Below are 18,808 nucleotides of genomic sequence, written 5' to 3'. Positions count from 1 at the left end.
ACGACGGAGCTGACCCATGGCGTATCAATTTGACTTTGTACCGGTGCTGGCCAACACCGACCTGCTGTTGCGCGGCGCGCTGTTCACCCTTGAGCTGACGGCTATCGGCGCGATCCTGGGGGTGGCGCTGGGCACCGTCGGCGCAGTGGTGCGAGCGTGGAAGATCCAGCCGTTCGCCTGGTGCTTCGGCGTGTATGTCGAATTGATCCGGAACACGCCGTTTCTGGTGCAGCTGTTTTTCATCTTCTTCGGCCTGCCGTCTTTGGGGCTGAAGATCACCGAGTGGCAAGCCGCCGTATTGGCGATGGTGATCAACCTGGGGGCCTACTCCACCGAAATCATCCGCGCCGGTATCCAGGCCATCCCGCGTGGCCAGTTGGAAGCCGCCGCAGCCCTGGCGATGACGCGCTTCGAAGCATTCCGCCACGTGGTGCTGCTGCCCGCGCTGGGCAAGGTGTGGCCGGCACTGAGCAGCCAGATCATCATCGTCATGCTCGGTTCGGCGGTGTGTTCACAGATCGCCACCGAGGAGCTGAGCTTTGCCGCCAACTTTATCCAATCGCGCAATTTTCGCGCGTTTGAAACCTATGCCCTGACTACCCTGGTGTACCTGTGCATGGCATTGATGATTCGCCAGTTGCTCAACTGGATCGGCCGTCGTTTTGTGATGAGGAACAGCCGATGAGTGATTTTTCGTTCTGGGACATCGTGCGCAACCTGCTCACCGGCCTGCAATGGACGCTGTTGCTGTCACTGGTGGCGTTTATCGGCGGCGGCGTGATCGGCCTGCTGGTGATGACCTTGCGCATCAGCCGCAAAGCCTTCGCGCGCAATGTTGCGCGCACCTATATCGAGCTGTTCCAGGGCACGCCGCTATTGATGCAACTGTTCCTGGTGTTCTTCGGCGTTGCCTTGCTGGGGGTGGATATCTCGCCCTGGTTGGCGGCGGCGATTGCCCTGACGCTGTTTACCAGCGCCTATCTCGCCGAAATCTGGCGCGGCTGCGTCGACTCCATCGCCCATGGGCAGTGGGAAGCCTCCGCCAGCCTGGCCCTGAACCCGCTTGAGCAATTGCGCTACGTGATCCTGCCGCAGGCGCTGCGCATCGCAGTCGCGCCGACGGTGGGGTTCTCGGTGCAGGTCGTCAAGGGCACCGCTGTGACCTCTATCATCGGTTTTACCGAGTTGACCAAGACCGGCGGCATGCTCGCCAACGCGACCTTCGAGCCCTTCATGGTCTATGGCCTGGTGGCCCTCGGTTACTTCCTGCTCTGCTACCCCTTGTCCCTCAGTGCGCGCTACCTGGAAAGGAGACTGCATGCCTCTGCTTAGAATTACCGCCCTGCATAAGTACTACGGCGACCATCACGTACTCAAAGGCATTGACCTGACCGTTGAAGAAGGCCAGGTGGTGGCGATCATCGGGCGCAGCGGATCGGGTAAGTCCACCCTGTTGCGTACCCTCAATGGCCTGGAATCGATCAACGATGGGGTTATCGAAGTCGACGGCGAATACCTCGACGCAGCGCGCGCCGACCTGCGCAGCCTGCGGCAAAAAGTCGGCATGGTATTTCAGCAGTTCAACTTGTTCCCGCACCTGACCGTGGGCGAAAACGTGATGCTCGCGCCGCAGGTGGTGCAGAAAATGCCCAAGGCCAAGGCCGCCCAGTTGGCCAAGCAGATGTTGGAACGCGTTGGGCTGGGCGAGAAATTCGACGCCTTCCCTGATCGTCTGTCCGGCGGCCAGCAGCAGCGCGTCGCTATCGCTCGCGCACTGGCGATGTCACCCAAGGTGCTGCTGTGCGATGAAATCACCTCGGCCCTCGACCCGGAGTTGGTCAATGAAGTGCTCAGCGTGGTGCGCCAATTGGCCAAGGACGGCATGACGCTGATCATGGTGACCCATGAAATGCGCTTCGCCCGGGAAGTGGGGGACAAGCTGGTGTTCATGCACCAGGGCAAGGTGCATGAAGTCGGCGATCCCAAGACCTTGTTCGCGAACCCGAGAACCGCCGAATTGGCCAATTTTATTGGCACCGGCGATCTGCTTGCCTGAACCCTCAGCCGCCTGGCAGTAACTCAAAGTGCCCCTGCCCCTCGAACTGGGTTTCCTGGCGCACGGAAAAGGCATCGGGCGGCAAATAGGTGTCGATGTGCACTTGAGCCGAAAAGCGTTTTCCGGCCAGTGGTGTTCCGCCCGCTTTGGCGATCACCACCTGGCCGGGCAACAGCAGCCCGCCGGCCGATACGTCTGTCGGTTGCGCCGCGCTCAACTCTACCGCGCGACCATCGACCTGGGCGTTCTTGAGCGCCAGGGTAAAGCTGCCGTGGCGGCCGAATCGAAAGCCCTGCGCACCCGCCGGGGCGCCGGTAAAACGCAAGGCAACCGTGCCCGGCTCGGCGCACAAGACGCTCAGTTGCAGGGTTCGCTTGCCCAGGACGATGTTGCGGCCGCTGGTTTGCTCATCCAGCAGCTCTGTGCGCCTGAGCACGCCGTAATCCACCTTCGGTTGACTGAGCGAAAGACGACACTCCTGCGCCACTCCCTCCCTGGCAGCCATCCCCAACAAAGCCAACAGCACGTAGCCAAGTGCCGCGCGCACCTTACGCGCAGGTCGTTCAACCGCGTTACTGCGCACGACAGACCGCCGAAGCCGTTTCATAAAGCGTGTCCTTTTGGGGTTGCGACGTTAGGTTCAGTTGCAGCACACAGGGGCGAGAGGCGTTCGGCAGCGAAACGCTGAGGGTTTGCCCGTCATCCATATCGTTCAGAAAAATCAGGCCATCCCCCACCACACTGGTCAGGAACCTGTTGTCCGGCCCCAACACCGAGGCGCCCTGAGGCAATGGCCGGCCGTGTTCATCCTGGACCTCAAGCAATACCCGGCGAACATTCACCACCGGGAAATCAACGGTATTGAATGAACCGCGCCCGACCGCGAGGATTTTGGTGCCGTTCTTGAGGTCGACCCGCTTGGGCAGGGATTGGGTCTGCACTTCCAGATGGCTGGTGGTGTAGGCCGGCAAGCCAGGAATCACCGCGTGCCCACGGTAGTCGGTCCACACCGGGCCTTGCGGCGTTGAGACCTTGGCCGCCGACACATCACCCACCGAAAGCACACCGAAGGTGTCCTGAACCGCGTAGGGAGAAAAGGTCAGGCCGCGCTCGTGAGCCACCACCGCGCCCTGCAGTTGCCCACTGTAGCTGGTGCTCGTGGGGGTGCGATTCATCCCCAGTCCCACCCGGGTGTAACGCGGCATTACGTCCAGGTTGGCGCGGACCGCTTGCTGACGATCCCGCACGTCTCGCTCCACGCCCACTTCATAGTTCACGTAGTCGTTGACCCGTTCGGACAACGCCGCCCCGCTATCAGCCCGCCCATTGCGGCGGCTGGCGTAGGTCGTGAGGCGGCGATCGTCGCCAAGGGGAATCGTGACTTGCAGGCGCAAGGACAGCCCCTGCGGTGACACCTCATCACTCGCGCTGCGTGCCCGGCCTGCGGGCTTGCGTCGACGCGAGGCGCCCACCTGAGAATCGGCGATCAGGGCCACATCGACCTGCCTGAAGCCCTTGGCCCATGAGGCGAAGACATGTTCGGCAACCTGGCCGTCAAACTGTGAACTGCGCGAATAACTGACCGAAAAGGCGCCCATGACCGGGTCAGCCCAGTTGAATCCCGCAGTGTATTGATGCTGGAAGCGCGTCTGCAGATCGTCTTTTTTCAGGGATCGGCCAGCCTCGATCACATCGCGATAACCCTGGGTCTGGGTCGTCGCGCTCAGGCTCATGTCAACCTTGGCCGCCAGCGGGCTGCTCAAGGACAGCGCACTACGACTGCCCTCAACACCGCCCTCGCGATCGCGCGACAAGGTATGCCGGGCGGCGACGGTAACCCGCTGGAAAAACACACTGCTCAAGGTGCCACCGGCCGACTGATATTCATCCGTGCTCAACAGGCCAAAACCCACGGATGACTGCCTGCCCAGGCCCCAGGTGCCGCTGCCCATGGCAACGACTGGCGGCTCCTTGCCACCGACCTGTTGTTCTCGCACCCGGCCAAGGGCGAAGTCAAAACCCGGGGTGATGGCGACAGCCGCGCCAAAAGACGCCGCCGGCACCACGAAACTGCGCGTGCCGCCGCTTGTACCGATCACACTGACTTCAAGGTCACTGGTGCCGTTGAGCAACGGCAGGCCTGTCAGACTAAACGGGCCTTCAGGTACCAGGGTGGTATGGATAAGCGCTCCGGACTGGCGCACCTCTACACGGGCCTGGCTGTGGGCCAAACCCTCCACTACAACCCCTTTATCGGCACCCATGCGAGAGATACCGTCGGGAAACAGCTGCAGGCCGGACAACTGAACCCCACCGAACACAGGGCTTCTGGTGGAAATCTGCCCCACCTGGAACGTCGACCGCAAGGCGGCCACATCACGCTGGGCGTAAGCCTGCACATGGTGGGTGCGGCTTTTACCGTTATCGGAGATAGAGAATTGCCGGCTGCGCACCACCCAGTTGCCCAGGTTGAACCCCGCCTCCGTGTAAGCCGAGACAAAACGGCTGTGGCCACTGTCTGAGCGCGCATCAAACCCCAGCACATCGTAGTTGAGCAAGGCCGCCCCACCGCCGTCGGCAAAGCTCCCCGCCTGCCATTCAGGCTCACGCAGGGAGTGCGTGGGCACGATCAAAGCCACCTCTTCACTGCTCGGCTGCAACCTGATGAGGGTGGTCGGGAACTCACCGACAAAATCGTGACACGCCTGCTCGGCCGAGATACCCGACTGCACGATGGCCGAGGGCACTTTCAAACCGGCTTTTTCCAATAGGCCCGGCGTGAAACACAGCTGCCCCTGATAGTCGAAACGCGCCTCGACCAACCCCAGAGGGTTACCGTTGACCCGCAGCCCCACCACCTGCGCACCCTCGCGAAAACGCGCCGCGCTGCGAAAGTAGTCCGAGACCTTCGGGTCGATGCCGTAGCTGGCCAAGGCCGCAAGATCAAACCCTTCTCCCAGCTCAACCGCCGAAGCGAAACCTGGGGCTGCCCACAGCGTCGCCAACCCCATGAACAACCCTGGGTGGCGCACCTTCACACCGGTCAGCGCCCCCTTAACCTTCATGGCCCAGCACATCCGCCTGGTAGTGATCGACCGCAAAGCCGAACAACGTGGCCGGCTGCAGTAGCACCGAGGAAACCTTGGACAGCGCGCCTTCGGTCTGGAGCACCAGCACTTCACCGGGCAGGATATAGCTGCGCGGCAGCAAACCCGTCTGGTTCAACGGGTTCAGTTGCACCTCCAACCCCAGCCGCACCACATAGGCACTGTCGTTATGCACGCTCAAGCGATCATCCTGGCGCTTCCACTTGAGCAGCTCCCACGGCGCCTGATGCCGAGGCAAGCCTGCGGGGTGCAAAATCAACGGCAGATTCTGGCGCAAGGTGATACCAATGGTCGCACCGCCAGCGGCACGCGCCTGGGGAATGCCCTCAAACGAAACACGTTTCAGACGCTGGGTCTTGAGCGGCGTCTTCAAGGTGCTGATAAACCGTACCAGTTGCGTGTCTCCAGCCTCTACGCGAGCGATGGGCGGGGTAACAATCAATAGGGGTTCAGGATCTTCGGGCACATTTTCAATAACGGAGTGCAACAACGCCGGCCCGGAGTCCGTGTTCTTGATATTGATAGTGGCCTCGCCATCGTCCTCATAAAGAATCACGACCGTTGTTTCAGGCAGCATGCCATCGGCACTTACTGAACCCTGCAACAGCAACATCACAGAAAACGACAGGCAAGAAACTACTCTTGAAAAACTGCTCACCGAGTTCTCCCTGGAACATTAATAAACAAACAATGAGGCACTCAGTTTTTGAACACATTAAAAACAGCCGACAGCACACCAGAAGTTCCTTGACTACCGAAGTTACTGTCGACTGTTATTCACGCGCTTAGATGTAATTCAATACCAGCGTGGCGTGACCATCCAGCGCCACATTGCCGGTAAGGTCCAAAGCGCTGGCGCGATTGATCACCGCCCGTACCGCAATAACACCGTTGAGTTGGGAGATCGCAGCAGGTGCGATAACGCTGCCGCTGCGCCAGGAATGCTGGCTCGGCGCCTGGGAGACCTTGCCGTCGCCGGCGAACCAGCCGGAGGCAGTGCTCGAGCGCACGATCGGGGCGAGCGCCACAGCGCCGGAGCTCAGGTTCCTGAGGGTCACCGAGTAACCGCCGGTACGCCTGCCGCCCGGTGCGCCCAGGCCATAGTTCTGGGCCTCGGTGTAACCGGCGCCCAATATACCCGCGACCTTGGTGCCGGCCCGCAGGTCAGTGACGGTCAGGCCAAACCTTGCAGGGGTATGGCCGCAATTGACCGACAGCGCAGTGGTGCGCTCTTCACGCGGGTTGAAGTTCGTCGAAGACAATTCCGCGGCCCGGATAGTGCCGTAGTCGATGATCCCGCCGGCGCCGATGCTGATATTGCAAGCAGCGGGCGAGATCGTACCTTTAACGATCAGATTACCGGTCGGGGTGGTCGTGGCATAAGCGCCCACACTGGCGACCAGACACGTAAGACCCATTGCCAAACCAAATACTTTTTTCATGCTTTACCCGTTATTAGAAAATTAACAGGCACTATTTATTAAGGGCCGGAAGCTCCGCTTCCCCAAGACACGATCCCTGACGTAAAAAGCCACAAACAAATAACACCACGGCATCATTGCCGTGGCGCAGTCTCACCTTTTAGTGATTCACAAAAAACAAGAAAGCCCCTTGATTATCGTCAGAACGGGGAAAAATCGTTGTACGCCTCAATGAGCGCTCACGTAGCCCAGAATGAAATATTTCAAATAAAAAATCGGCGCACGCGTAGGGAAAGTCGAACAGCGCATTATAAGCACTACACTTTCATTATCCCTTACTTACTCTGGAAACCATTCACTACTTCCAAAGTAACTCGCCCTACACCCCTGGCAAATCCTACGCACAGACACCGATAAGATGATTCACCCAGCACAACGCGTTGGCTCCAGCGGTCGATCGTGGCACGATGGTCAGGTTATCGACCGAGACCCCCAAACCATGCCGCAATCCCAAGCCAAGAATCTGTCCCTGATCGCCGCCATAGACCTGGGCTCCAACAGCTTTCACATGGTCGTGGCCAAGGCCCAGAACGGTGAGATCCGCATCCTTGAGCGGCTCGGCGAAAAAGTGCAGTTGGCCGCCGGGATCGACGACGCACGCCAGCTCAATGAAGAGTCGATGCAGCGCGGGCTCGATTGCCTCAAGCGGTTTGCCCAGTTGATCAACGGCATGCCCCTGGGCGCCGTGCGCATTGTCGGTACCAACGCCCTGCGTGAAGCGCGCAACCGTGGCGAATTCATCCGCCGCGCCGAAGAAATCCTCGGGCACCCGGTAGAAGTCATCTCCGGCCGCGAAGAAGCGCGCCTGATCTACCTCGGCGTATCCCACACCCTGGCCGATACCCCCGGCAAGCGCCTGGTGGCGGACATCGGCGGCGGCAGTACCGAGTTCATCATCGGCCAGCGCTTCGAACCGCTGCTGCGCGAAAGCCTGCAGATGGGTTGCGTCAGTTACACCCAACGCTATTTCAAGGACGGCAAGATCACCCCGGCGCGCTATGCCCAGGCCTACACGGCGGCACGGCTGGAGATCATGAGCATCGAGCACGCCCTGCACCGCCTGACCTGGGATGAAGCCATCGGCTCGTCCGGCACCATTCGCGCCATTGGCCTGGCACTCAAGGCCGGCGGCCACGGCACCGGCGAGGTCAACGCCGAAGGCTTGGCCTGGCTCAAACGCAAGCTATTCAAGCTGGGCGATGCCGAGAAAATCGACTTCGACGGTATAAAGCCCGACCGTCGTACCATTTTCCCGGCCGGCCTGGCGATTCTCGAGGCGATCTTCGACGCCCTCGAATTGCAACGCATGGACCACTGTGACGGCGCACTGCGTGAAGGGGTGCTTTACGACCTGCTCGGCCGCCATCACCACGAAGACGTGCGTGAGCGCACCCTCAGCTCGCTGATGGAGCGTTATCACGTCGACCTGGAGCAAGCGATGCGCGTGGAGCGCAAAGCCCTGCACGCCTTCGATCAGGTGGCCGCGGACTGGGACCTGGAAGACGGCGTATGGCGCGAACTGCTGGGCTGGGCCGCCAAGGTGCATGAAGTGGGCCTGGATATCGCCCACTACCATTACCACAAGCACGGCGCCTACCTGATCGAGCACTCCGACCTGGCCGGTTTCTCCCGGGAAGACCAACAGATGCTCGCGCTGCTGGTGCGCGGCCACCGTCGCAATATCCCCAAGGACAAATTCGCTGAGTTCGGTGATGAAGGCATCAAGCTGATTCGCCTGTGCGCGCTGCTGCGCTTTGCGATCCTGTTCCACCACATCCGTGGCACCCAGGAAATGCCCCAGGTCAAACTGCGCGCCGATGGCGACAGCCTGGATGTGATGTTCCCCAAAGGCTGGCTGGATGAAAACCAGCTGACCCAGGCGGACTTCGCCCAGGAAGCGGAATGGCTGACGCGGGTGGGGTTCACGCTGAACGTGCGCTGACTCGATCCAAACAACACCGTAAACCACATGTGAGAGGGGGGTTGCTCCCTCCCACATGTTCCAGACCGTGTCTGGGCTTAGTTCACCGCCAGAATCGGGCTACCCAGTTTCTCCAGCAACGTCGCCTGGGCGCTGCGGGGGTTCTGGTTGCCGGTCGGCGTGTTGCGCACGTAGCGGCCGTCCGACTGCAGGCTCCAGCTGTGGGTGTTATCGGTGAGGTAACTTTCCAGCTCCTTCTTGACCCGCATGATCAGCTTCTTGCCTTCTACCGGGAAACACGTCTCCACGCGCTTATCGAGGTTGCGTTCCATCCAGTCAGCACTGGAGAGGAACATCTGCTCTTCGCCGCCGTTGAGGAAGTAGAACACCCGGGTGTGCTCCAGGAAGCGGCCGATGATCGAACGCACGTGAATATTGTGCGACACGCCAACGATGCCTGGACGCAGGCAGCACATGCCGCGCACCACCAGGTCGATACGCACGCCGGATTGGCTGGCCTTGTACAGCGCGCGGATGATCTTCGGATCGGTCAGCGAGTTGAACTTGGCGATGATGTGCGCCGGCTTGCCCTCAAGGGCAAACTGGGTCTCGCGGGCAATCATGTCGAGCATGCCCTTCTTGAGGGTGAACGGCGCGTGCAGCAGTTTCTTCATGCGCAAGGTCTTGCCCATGCCGATCAACTGGCTGAACAGCTTGCCGACGTCTTCACACAAGGCGTCGTCGGAGGTCAGCAGGCTGTAGTCGGTGTAGAGCTTGGCGTTGCCGGCGTGATAGTTGCCGGTGCCCAAGTGCGCGTAACGCACGATCTCACCGGCTTCGCGGCGTAGGATCAGCATCATCTTGGCGTGGGTCTTGAAGCCGACCACGCCGTAGATCACCACCGCACCGGCCGCTTGCAGGCGGCTGGCCAGTTGCAGGTTGGACTCTTCGTCGAACCGCGCACGCAGCTCGATCACCGCAGTGACTTCCTTGCCGTTACGCGCGGCGTCCACCAGCGCATCGACGATTTCCGAGTTGGCGCCGGAGCGGTACAGGGTTTGGCGCACGGCCAGAACGTGCGGGTCCTTGGCGGCCTGGCGCAGCAGGTCGACCACTGGGGTGAAGGACTCGAACGGGTGCAGCAGCAGAATGTCCTGCTTGCTCACCACGCTGAAAATGTTCTCGCTGTTTTGCAGCAGTTTCGGGATCTGCGGGGTGAACGGCGTGTATTGCAGCTCCGGGTGGCTGTCCAGCCCGGTGATGCTGAACAGGCGCGTCAGGTTCACCGGGCCATTGACCTGGTACAGCTCGGTCTCGCCCAGGTTGAACTGCTTGAGCAGGTAGTCCGACAGGTGTTTAGGGCAGGTGTCAGCCACTTCCAGGCGCACCGCATCGCCGTAGCGCCGCGAGAACAGCTCGCCGCGCAGGGCGCGGGCCAAGTCTTCGACGTCTTCGGAGTCCAGCGCCAGGTCGGCGTTACGGGTCAGGCGGAACTGGTAGCAGCCCTTGACCTTCATGCCTTGGAACAGGTCATCGGCATGGGCGTGGATCATTGACGACAGGAATACATAGTTGTCGCCAGCCCCCCCTACCTCTTCCGGTACCTTGATGATCCGTGGCAACAAGCGCGGCGCCGGGATGATCGCCAGGCCGGAATCGCGACCGAAGGCGTCGATACCTTCCAATTCCACAATGAAGTTGAGGCTCTTGTTCACCAGCAACGGGAACGGGTGCGTTGGGTCGAGGCCGATGGGGGTGATGATCGGCGCGATCTCGTCGCGGAAATAACGGCGCACCCAGGTCTTGATCTTGGTGGTCCAGTGGCGGCGACGGATAAAACGAACCTGATGTTTTTCCAGTTCCGGCAGCAGGATGTCGTTAAGAATTGCGTATTGGCGGTCTACATGGCCGTGCACCAGCTCGCTGATGCGCGCCAGGGCCTGGTGCGGTTGCAAGCCATCGGCACCGGCCTGTTCACGGGCAAAGGTGATCTGCTTCTTGAGACCGGCCACGCGGATTTCGAAGAACTCATCCAGGTTGCTGGAGAAAATCAGCAGGAATTTCAGCCGTTCCAGCAGCGGATAGGACTCATCCAGCGCCTGCTCCAGCACGCGGATGTTGAATTGCAGTTGTGACAGCTCGCGATGGATGTACAGGCTGCTGTCATCCAGGTTGGTCACCGTGACCACCGGGGCCGGCACGGGCGGCTCGGCCACCGCGGCAGGCGGCGCAGGCTCCAGCTCCGGTGGGGTTTCGGCGACTTGTTCAATCACCGGGTGAGCGTCTTTTACTGCAACTTCGGAGAGTCCTTCGGTATTCATCGAGTGTTCCTGTGAGGGCTATTGTTGCTCTCTAAGCAATTGGGCGGCGCGGGCGGCAAAGTAAGTCAGAATGCCATCGGCCCCGGCACGTTTAAAGGCCGTCAGGGATTCAAGAATCACCCCTTCACTCAACCATCCATTTTGTATTGCAGCCATGTGCATGGCGTATTCGCCGCTGACCTGATAGACAAAGGTCGGCACCTTGAATTCGTCTTTGACCCGCCAAAGGATGTCCAGGTAGGGCATCCCCGGCTTGACCATTACCATGTCGGCGCCTTCGGCCAGATCGGCCGCGACTTCGTGCAAGGCTTCATGGCTGTTGGCCGGGTCCATCTGGTAGGAGGCTTTGTTGGCCTGGCCCAGGTTGAGGGCCGAGCCCACCGCGTCACGGAACGGGCCGTAATAGGCGCTGGCGTACTTGGCTGAATAGGCCATGATTCGCACATTGACGTGGCCGGCCAGTTCCAGCGCTTCGCGAATCGCCTGGACGCGGCCGTCCATCATGTCCGACGGTGCAACCACCTGGGCGCCCGCGGCAGCGTGGGACAGGGCCTGTTTGACCAGCGCATCGACGGTAATGTCGTTCTGCACATAACCGTCTTCGTCGAGAATGCCATCCTGGCCGTGGGTGGTGAACGGGTCCAACGCCACGTCGGTGATCACCCCCAGTTGCGGGAAACGCTCGCGCAAGGCACGGGTGGCGCGCTGCGCAATGCCCTGCGGGTTCCAGGCTTCGGCAGCGTCCAGGGACTTGAGTTCCGAAGGCGTGACCGGGAACAGCGCCAACGCCGGAATCCCCAGCTCGACCCAGTTCGCCGCTTCTTCAAGCAGCAAATCGATGGTCAAACGCTCCACCCCCGGCATCGACGCCACGGCTTCGCGCCGATTCTCACCATCGAGCACGAAAACCGGCAGGATCAGATCATTCGTCGTCAGTACGTTTTCACGTACCAGACGGCGCGAAAAATCATCACGACGATTGCGACGCAGCCGGGTAGCAGGGAACAGACGATTGGCAGGGGTAAAGCTCACGACAGACTCCTGAGCCCGGTTTTACGGGCGAGCGTTGCAGTTATAAGCGGCCATTATGACGAAGGTATTACAGTTGTGCTTAACGATGCGACCTGTAGTCGCATTCGTCGTTTATGTAGGAATTGTTCACTTCGTGACACATCTCGATACTTTCATGAATGTTCACGAAGGCGTAGGCTGCGCGTTCATTTCGCCAGCACCCAGACCATGCTTCAACAATTTCTGCATGACTTCGGCTACTTTGCCCTCTTCCTGGGCACCTTCTTTGAAGGCGAAACCATCTTGGTTCTCGCAGGCTTCCTGGCATTCCGTGGCTACATGGATATCAACCTGGTGGTGGTCGTTGCCTTCTTTGGCAGCTACGCCGGCGACCAGCTCTGGTACTACATGGGCCGCAAGCATGGCCGCAAGCTGTTGGCGCGCAAGCCGCGCTGGCAATTGATGGGCGACAAGGCCCTGGAACATATCCGCAAACATCCGGATATCTGGGTGCTGAGCTTCCGCTTTGTGTACGGGTTGCGCACCGTCATGCCGGTGGCGATTGGCCTTTCCGGCTACCCACCGCTGCGCTATCTAGTGCTCAACGGCATCGGCGCCGCGATCTGGGCCGCCGCGCTGGGCGCTGCGGCCTACCATTTTGGCGCGGTCCTTGAAGGCATGCTCGGCAGCGTCAAGAAATACGAGCTGTGGGTACTGGGAGCCTTGCTGTTACTGGGCTTCGGCCTGTGGCTGCGCCGCCGTTTCAAAAACGCGCGTATCGCCCGCCAGGCCTGTGCCGACGCCAAGGCCCAGCTCGCCGAACCGGCCCCGGTGCAAACGCCTAAGACGCCAGCCGAGTAACCCGGCCCCGGCAGCAGTAAAGACCGATCACGCTGAGCAGGCTGTAACTCGACAAACCCAGCCAGCCCAAGTGGCTGGCCGGCCACAGCCCTACCAGCGGTGCCAGCCATACCAGCGGTACATTCAGCGCCAGGCGTGCCCACTCGGCCTTCAACGCCCACGGCCGGTTCTCCAGGGCCACGCCCAGGGTAAAGAGCCCCAGTGCCATCACACTCCAGCCCAGGACCAGCGCTGAGCTGTGCAGCCCCTCGCCAAAATTCATCAAGTAGCTTCCAAACCCCACATACACCGCAAACTGCAGGGCGATATACACCTGTTGGCGCGCCTCCAGCGGCACGTCGAATTTGCGGAACTGGCTCAGGTCCGGCTTGGCCAACGGGTATTTGGCCTTTACATCGGCCGGGCGCCAGCCGGTGGGCATAAACCAGATGCGCAGCTTGTCCCGCCAGCGTTCGGTGCGCCGCGCATCACTCCACAGCTGCGCGTAAAACTGCAGGTTGGCCCACAGCGGGTTCCAACTGGCCAAGGGCGTGGTCACGCCGAAAATCACCGGTTCGTTGTCGTCTTCTTCCTGGAACGTACCGAACAGCCGGTCCCAAAGAATGAACACCCCGCCGTAGTTGCGATCCATGTAGAGAGCGTTCTGTGCATGGTGGGCCCGATGATTGGACGGTGTGACAAAGAACCACTCGAACCAGCCGAGCTTGGGCACGTGGCGGGTATGTACCCAGAATTGGTACAGCAGGTTGAGCGAAGCCACGCTGATAAATACCACCAACGGCACGCCCAATACGGCCAGGGGCAGGTAGAAAATCCAGCTCAGCAGGAAACCGGTACTGGTCTGGCGCAGGGCGGTGCTGAGGTTGTAGTCCTCGCTCTGGTGATGCACCGAATGCGCGGCCCACAAAATATTGCGCTCGTGGCCCATGCGGTGCAGCCAGTAGTAGCAGAAGTCATAGAACACAAAGGCAAACACCCAGGTCCATGCACGTTGGGCAGGCAGTTCAACCACAGCCAGGTATTTAAGGGCACATGCGTAAGTCAGCAGCCCTACCCCCTTGGTCAACAACCCGGTGGTGGTGGACAGCACGCCGGTACTGAGACTGTTGATGGCGTCCGCTACCCGGTAGTTGCGCTGGCCCCGCCAGCGGTCGAGGAGCAGCTCCACCACGATCAAGGCGATGAAAAACGGTACCGCGTAAGGCACGAAGTCCATGGTCTGGTCCGGTCTATTTTTGTTACATCAAGATTAGGTGCAGCCGCGCGAGATCCCATTGGCAACAGGTTACAAATTAGTAGACATTTAGCGCCAAGACCTCAGGAGAAATGCCCATGAGCAAAAAGATTGCAGTGATCCTTTCCGGCTGCGGCGTGTACGACGGTGCCGAGATCCATGAAAGCGTAATCACCCTGCTGCGCCTGGACCAGCGCGGCGCTCAGGTGGAATGTTTTGCGCCGGATATTGCGCAACTGCACGTCATCAACCACCTCACCGGCGAAGAAATGCCCGAGTCGCGCAATGTACTGGTGGAGTCGGCACGCATCGCCCGCGGCGCCGTGAAGAACATCGGCGAGGCCGACGTCACCCAGTTCGACGCACTGATCGTGCCCGGCGGGTTTGGCGCGGCGAAGAACCTGTCGAATTTCGCCGGGGAAGGCGCCGGTTGCAGCGTTAATCCGCAGGTATTGGCGCTGGCCGAAGCCTTTGCCGAAGCCGGCAAACCCGTGGGGCTGATCTGCATCGCGCCGGCCCTGGCCGCAAAAATCTACGGCCCGGGCGTGACCTGCACTATCGGCAACTGTCCCGACACCGCCGCCGCCTTGGACAAGATGGGCGCCACGCACCAGGAATGCACGGTTGAAGACATCGTCGAAGACACGGCGCGCAAGCTGGTGAGCACGCCGGCTTATATGCTCGGCAAGAACATCAGTGAGGTGGCGTCGGGCATCAACAAGCTGGTGGATCGGGTGCTGGAGCTGACCCACGAGAACGACTGATCAACTGACAGAGCACTAAATGGTAATGAGCGGGCTCAGGCCGGGCGCATCAATTGAGTGAGGATGCGGTCCAGCGAGTTGGCGAACGCCTGTTTGTCTTTCTCCCCATGGGGCGGTGGGCCACCGCCCATCCGGCCCTGCTCGCGCAGGTCGGTGAACAGGTTACGCACCGCCAGGCGCTCGCTCATGTTCGCGGGGCTGAACTCCTTGCCCCGAGGGTCCAGGGCCGTGACGCCCTTCTTCACCAGCCGGTCGGCCAACGGCACATCGCTGCAGATCACCAGCTCACCCGGCACGGCGTGTTCTACCAAGTAATCATCGGCTGCATCCGGGCCACTGGGCACCACGATCAGCTTCACGCAGGCAAAACTCGGCTTGATCTGGCTCTGCCCGGCCACCAGCACCACCTCGAACTGGCGCTTGAGGGCGAATTTCACCACCTGGTCCTTGGCTGCCCGAGGGCAGGCGTCAGCATCGATCCATACGCGCACCTACGCCACCACCCGGCGTTTCTCCGCCAGGCGGCTGCGGCCATACAACACCACAATCGCCAGGATCGCCACGGCCTGCGCACTCAGCGAATAGGCATCGGCGTGAATGCCCAGCCAATCGAAGTCAAAGAACGCCACCGGCCGTGTGCCGAAGATGCCGGCTTCTTGCAGCGCCTTGACGCCATGCCCGGCAAACACCACCGACAGCGCGCACAGCAGTGCAGCGTTGATACCGAAGAACAACGCCAGCGGCAGCTTCGCCGAACCACGCAGGATGATCCATGCCAGGCCCACCAACAGCACCAGCGCGGTGGCGCCACCCGCCAGCACCGCGTTGTGCCCGGCCGGGCCGGATTGCAGCCACAGGGTCTCGTAGAACAGGATCACCTCGAACAGCTCGCGATACACCGAGAAGAACGCCAGCAGCGCAAAGCCAAAACGCCCACCGCCGCCGACCAGGCTGCTTTTGATGTAGTCCTGCCACGCGGCGGCGTGACGCCGGTCGTGCATCCATACGCCGAGCCACAGCACCATGACGCTGGCGAACAGCGCGGTGCAGCCTTCGAGCAGTTCGCGCTGGGCGCCGCTCACGTCAATCACATAGGCCGCCAACGCCCAGGTGGCCAAACCGGCCAGCAGCGCCAACCCCCAACCCGCGTTGACGCTGCGCACCGCCGACTGCTGGCCGGTGTTACGCAGGAACGCCAGGATCGCCGCCAGCACCAGAATCGCTTCCAGACCTTCGCGCAGCAGGATCAGCAGGCCCGAGATATAACTCAACGACCAGCTCAGGCCATCGCTGCCCAGCAAACCGGCGGACTCGGTAAGTTTGCCCTTGGCCACGTCCAGGCGTTGCTGCACCTGCTCGATCGGCAAGCCGTCCTGCAACGACTGCCGGTAGGCCATCAGGGCCTTCTCGGTGTCCTTGCGCACGTTGGCGTCGACGTTGTCCAACGAGCTTTCCACCAGCTCGAAGCCTTCCAGGTAGGCCGCTACGGACAGGTCGTAGGCTTGCTCGTGATCGCCGTTACGGAACGCGGCGAGGCTCTTGTCCAACGTCGTCGCGGTGTAGTCGAGCAACTGCGCAGGGCCACGCTTGACCTGCGGCGGTTGCGCACGCTGGGCACGGAAGGTTGCAGCGGCATCGGGCCCCTGCGCGGCCAGCACTTCGTTGGGGGTTTGGCGCGCCAAGTCGGCGAGATTGAAGGGCTGCTCGCTTTTCGCCGCAGCGGGGTCGGCCGTGAAGCCGGCAATGTAGGTGGCCAGGTCCCAGCGCTGGCGGTCGTCCAACTGGTCGGCGAAGGACGGCATGTCGGTGCCTTCGACACCCAGGCCCAACGTGTTGTAGATCGCGTAGAGGCTCAGGCGGTCCAGGCGTGCGGCATCGTGCAGGTTCGCGGGAGGCGGCGTGAGGCCTACGCCCGCCGGGCCATCACCGGCACCGGTAGTGCCGTGGCATACCGAACACTGTTGGGCGTAGAGCGGCGCACCCCGCGTGGGGTCGGGCGTGATGGCCGGGGCCTGGCTGACCTCATACGCCACCGCCAGCTTGGCGCCCAACTGACGGGCCTGGCGGGCAACGGTCGCACCGTCCTGGTGGGCGGTGACCGCCGCCAGCAATTCATCAACGCCCTTTACCAACTCGGCACGCTCGGGTTTTTGCGGCAAGTCCGCCACCAGGCCCTGTAATACCCCGAGAAACTCCACCTGCTCGCGGTATTCCGAATCATCCACCACCTTGCCCGCCTCCACCGTTGGCGGGTAGTCAGCACCAATGTAGTCCAGCAAATGCAGTGCCTGGGGGGCGCCCTCGGCAGTTGCGGCCAACAGGTTGACGCTGCACGACATCAACGCCGGCAACAACAGCCAGACGAGAAAACGGAAGGGGGCAGTCATGAATGAATCTCAAAGGGAAACAAGAAGTAACATATTGTTCAGCTTTAAGGGCTTTGACTCAAGGCGTATGTGATTTGGCGCGTGCGCGCGCTGAGATTTTAGGCGCAGTAGTGGCATTTTTACCGCGAACAACACAGCAAAAAGCCATTGTTTTGCCAGTAATGGCGCTTATAATGCCGCGCCCTGTTAGTGCGAAAGGGAATTTTCGTTCCTCGTCTTTATGAGGAATCACCATATCGGTTGATCACTTTCAGGGAAGAAGCTGCATGGCATTTCGCGCCTTAACTCCGCTCGCGCTCGCGGCGGTGACGTTGCTCAGCGGCTGCTCGATGTTTCGCAGCTACGACACCGAGCTGCAAGCCACTAACCAGCAATTGGCCACCGGCAATGTCGACGGCGCCCTGACCCTGCTGGAAAAAAACAACACCAGCCAAGACAAGGACTTGCTCTATTTCTTCGAAAAGGGCGAGTTGTTGCGGGCCAAGGGCGACCTGACCGGCAGCCAGACCGCCTGGCGCAGCGCCGACCTGCAAGTCTATAAGTGGGAAGAGTCGGTCAAGTTCGACAGCGCAAAGTACCTGTCCCAGTTCGGCAGTTTCCTGGCCAACGACAAGGTGCGTCGCTACGAAGGCTATGACTACGAAAAAGTCATGCTGACCACGCAGATGGCACTCAACCTGCTGGCCGTGAATGACTTCGACGGCGCGCGTACCGAGATCAAGAAGACCCACGAACGCGAAGCCGTGATCGCCGACCTGCGCGACAAGGAATACCTCAAGCGCGAGGACGAAGCCCAGCGTGAAGGCGTGACCACCCAGATGAAAGACCTGAGCGGTTACCCGGTGCAAGCCCTGAACGCGCCGGAAGTGGTCGGCCTCAAAAACAGCTACCAGAGTGCGTTCAGCCATTACCTGGCAGGTTTCATCTATGAGGCCCTCGGCGAAAAAGACTTGGCCGCCCCCGGCTACCGCAAGGCCGCCGAGCTGCGCCCGAATACGCCGTTGCTGGAAAAGGCCTTGCTGGATCTGGACAAATCCAAGGTCGGCGCCAATGAAACCGAGGTGCTGATTGTGGTGCAGAGCGGCCTGGCCCCGGCCCGCGACTCGATCCGCCTGCCGCTGCCGATCCCGATCAATGGCAACCTGGTGATTACCCCGCTGTCGTTCCCGGTGATCAAGGCCGATACATCCACCGCCACCTTTGCCCAGATCGGCGTCGATGGACAGCAACAGAACCTCACTGCGCTCAACAGCACCACCGCCATGTCGCGTCGCGCACTGCGTGATGACATGCCGGGGATCATCCTGCGGACCACCGTGCGCGCGGTGACCCGCGGCGTGGCACAAAACAACTTGAACAAGACCAACCCCATGGCCGGCCTGGTATTGGGCATCGCCTCGGCCGTGACCGAAGGCGCCGACACCCGCACCTGGCGCACCCTGCCGGACATGACCCAAGTGACTCGCCTGCGCCTCAAGCACGGCGAGCATCAAGTCAGCCTGCCCAATGCCTTGGGTGGCACGCTGGTGACGGTCAAGGCCGACCAGCGCTACCAAGTGATCACCCTGCGCGTGGTCGGCAATCAAGTATTCGCCGGCGGCCTCGCGGCCCATGTCATACCGAGCACACCGCCCCAGGCCATTGCCACCCTCAAACAACCGTAAG

General features: G+C 61.1%; 17 protein-coding genes. 8 read left to right on the top strand and 9 right to left on the bottom strand.

Annotation, left to right across the window (positions count from 1 at the left end; all coding sequences use genetic code 11):
• Positions 1-16 precede the first annotated feature (16 nt).
• From AB4N98_RS13810 to AB4N98_RS13800, 3 genes are read left to right on the top strand one after another with little or no spacing between them, the layout of a single operon-like run.
• Positions 17-685 carry an amino acid ABC transporter permease gene (locus tag AB4N98_RS13810; protein WP_010207407.1) on the top strand — a complete coding sequence of 223 codons (669 nt, stop codon included), beginning with the start codon at positions 17-19 and terminating at the stop codon, positions 683-685.
• Entirely contained in the window at positions 682-1,332 is a 651-nt protein-coding gene (locus tag AB4N98_RS13805; protein ID WP_017530858.1) for an amino acid ABC transporter permease, read from the top strand. The genes AB4N98_RS13810 and AB4N98_RS13805 overlap by 4 nt, the downstream gene beginning before the upstream one ends.
• Positions 1,319-2,056, top strand: coding sequence for an amino acid ABC transporter ATP-binding protein (locus tag AB4N98_RS13800; protein WP_017530857.1), 738 nt, complete (start codon positions 1,319-1,321; stop codon positions 2,054-2,056). The genes AB4N98_RS13805 and AB4N98_RS13800 overlap by 14 nt, the downstream gene beginning before the upstream one ends.
• A 4-nt stretch (positions 2,057-2,060) precedes the next feature.
• On the opposite strand, the gene AB4N98_RS13795 is transcribed toward AB4N98_RS13800, so the two are convergent.
• The 4 genes from AB4N98_RS13795 to AB4N98_RS13780 all read right to left on the bottom strand — a co-directional run bounded on the left by AB4N98_RS13795 (position 2,061) and on the right by AB4N98_RS13780 (position 6,605).
• Positions 2,061-2,492, bottom strand: coding sequence for a DUF1120 domain-containing protein (locus AB4N98_RS13795; RefSeq protein ID WP_317617120.1), 432 nt, complete (start codon positions 2,490-2,492; stop codon positions 2,061-2,063).
• A 136-nt stretch (positions 2,493-2,628) separates the two neighbouring features.
• On the bottom strand, positions 2,629-5,121 hold the full coding sequence (locus tag AB4N98_RS13790) for a fimbria/pilus outer membrane usher protein (RefSeq protein ID WP_460148681.1): 2,493 nt from the start codon (positions 5,119-5,121) through the stop codon (positions 2,629-2,631).
• Positions 5,111-5,776 (bottom strand): fimbria/pilus chaperone family protein, encoded by a 666-nt coding sequence (locus tag AB4N98_RS13785; RefSeq protein ID WP_241665003.1) that lies wholly within the window; start codon positions 5,774-5,776, stop codon positions 5,111-5,113. The genes AB4N98_RS13790 and AB4N98_RS13785 overlap by 11 nt, the downstream gene beginning before the upstream one ends.
• 172 nt (positions 5,777-5,948) lie before the next feature.
• Positions 5,949-6,605, bottom strand: coding sequence for a DUF1120 domain-containing protein (locus tag AB4N98_RS13780; RefSeq protein ID WP_026067497.1), 657 nt, complete (start codon positions 6,603-6,605; stop codon positions 5,949-5,951).
• Between the two features lie 478 nt (positions 6,606-7,083).
• Between AB4N98_RS13780 and ppx the strand changes: the two genes are divergently transcribed.
• Positions 7,084-8,586, top strand: a complete 1,503-nt coding sequence (gene ppx, locus AB4N98_RS13775; RefSeq protein WP_017530852.1) for an exopolyphosphatase — start codon at positions 7,084-7,086, stop codon at positions 8,584-8,586.
• Between the two features lie 77 nt (positions 8,587-8,663).
• Here the strand turns inward: ppx and ppk1 are convergent, their stop codons facing one another.
• Positions 8,664-10,886 (bottom strand): polyphosphate kinase 1, encoded by a 2,223-nt coding sequence (gene ppk1, locus AB4N98_RS13770; protein WP_017530851.1) that lies wholly within the window; start codon positions 10,884-10,886, stop codon positions 8,664-8,666.
• 18 nt (positions 10,887-10,904) lie between these two features.
• Entirely contained in the window at positions 10,905-11,918 is a 1,014-nt protein-coding gene (hemB, locus tag AB4N98_RS13765) for a porphobilinogen synthase (protein WP_068935507.1), read from the bottom strand.
• A gap of 207 nt (positions 11,919-12,125) precedes the next feature.
• Between hemB and AB4N98_RS13760 the strand changes: the two genes are divergently transcribed.
• Positions 12,126-12,758, top strand: coding sequence for a DedA family protein (locus AB4N98_RS13760; RefSeq protein WP_017530849.1), 633 nt, complete (start codon positions 12,126-12,128; stop codon positions 12,756-12,758).
• Here the strand turns inward: AB4N98_RS13760 and AB4N98_RS13755 are convergent.
• On the bottom strand, positions 12,739-13,974 hold the full coding sequence (locus AB4N98_RS13755) for a sterol desaturase family protein (RefSeq protein ID WP_017530848.1): 1,236 nt from the start codon (positions 13,972-13,974) through the stop codon (positions 12,739-12,741). The two genes, AB4N98_RS13760 and AB4N98_RS13755, sit on opposite strands and share 20 nt — an antisense overlap.
• Before the next feature lie 116 nt (positions 13,975-14,090).
• On the opposite strand from AB4N98_RS13755, the gene elbB reads away from it, so the two are divergent.
• On the top strand, positions 14,091-14,756 hold the full coding sequence (elbB, locus tag AB4N98_RS13750; RefSeq protein WP_017530847.1) for an isoprenoid biosynthesis glyoxalase ElbB: 666 nt from the start codon (positions 14,091-14,093) through the stop codon (positions 14,754-14,756).
• Positions 14,757-14,791: 35 nt separating this feature from the next.
• On the opposite strand, the gene AB4N98_RS13745 is transcribed toward elbB, so the two are convergent.
• Both AB4N98_RS13745 and AB4N98_RS13740 read right to left on the bottom strand, forming a co-directional pair.
• Positions 14,792-15,247, bottom strand: a complete 456-nt coding sequence (locus AB4N98_RS13745) for a YaiI/YqxD family protein (protein WP_017530846.1) — start codon at positions 15,245-15,247, stop codon at positions 14,792-14,794.
• Positions 15,248-17,143, bottom strand: coding sequence for an FTR1 family protein (locus AB4N98_RS13740; RefSeq protein WP_017530845.1), 1,896 nt, complete (start codon positions 17,141-17,143; stop codon positions 15,248-15,250).
• Between the two features lie 2 nt (positions 17,144-17,145).
• Between AB4N98_RS13740 and AB4N98_RS13735 the strand changes: the two genes are divergently transcribed.
• Both AB4N98_RS13735 and AB4N98_RS13730 read left to right on the top strand, forming a co-directional pair.
• Positions 17,146-17,367 (top strand): hypothetical protein, encoded by a 222-nt coding sequence (locus AB4N98_RS13735; RefSeq protein ID WP_137220028.1) that lies wholly within the window; start codon positions 17,146-17,148, stop codon positions 17,365-17,367.
• 42 nt (positions 17,368-17,409) lie between these two features.
• A complete protein-coding gene (locus AB4N98_RS13730) occupies positions 17,410-18,807 on the top strand; it encodes a COG3014 family protein (RefSeq protein WP_017530844.1) in 1,398 nt (465 codons plus the stop codon).
• Position 18,808: the final 1 nt, after the last annotated feature.

The organism is Pseudomonas sp. S3_E10 (assembly GCF_054667615.1).
This window is presented reverse-complemented; position numbering and strand designations above follow the sequence as displayed.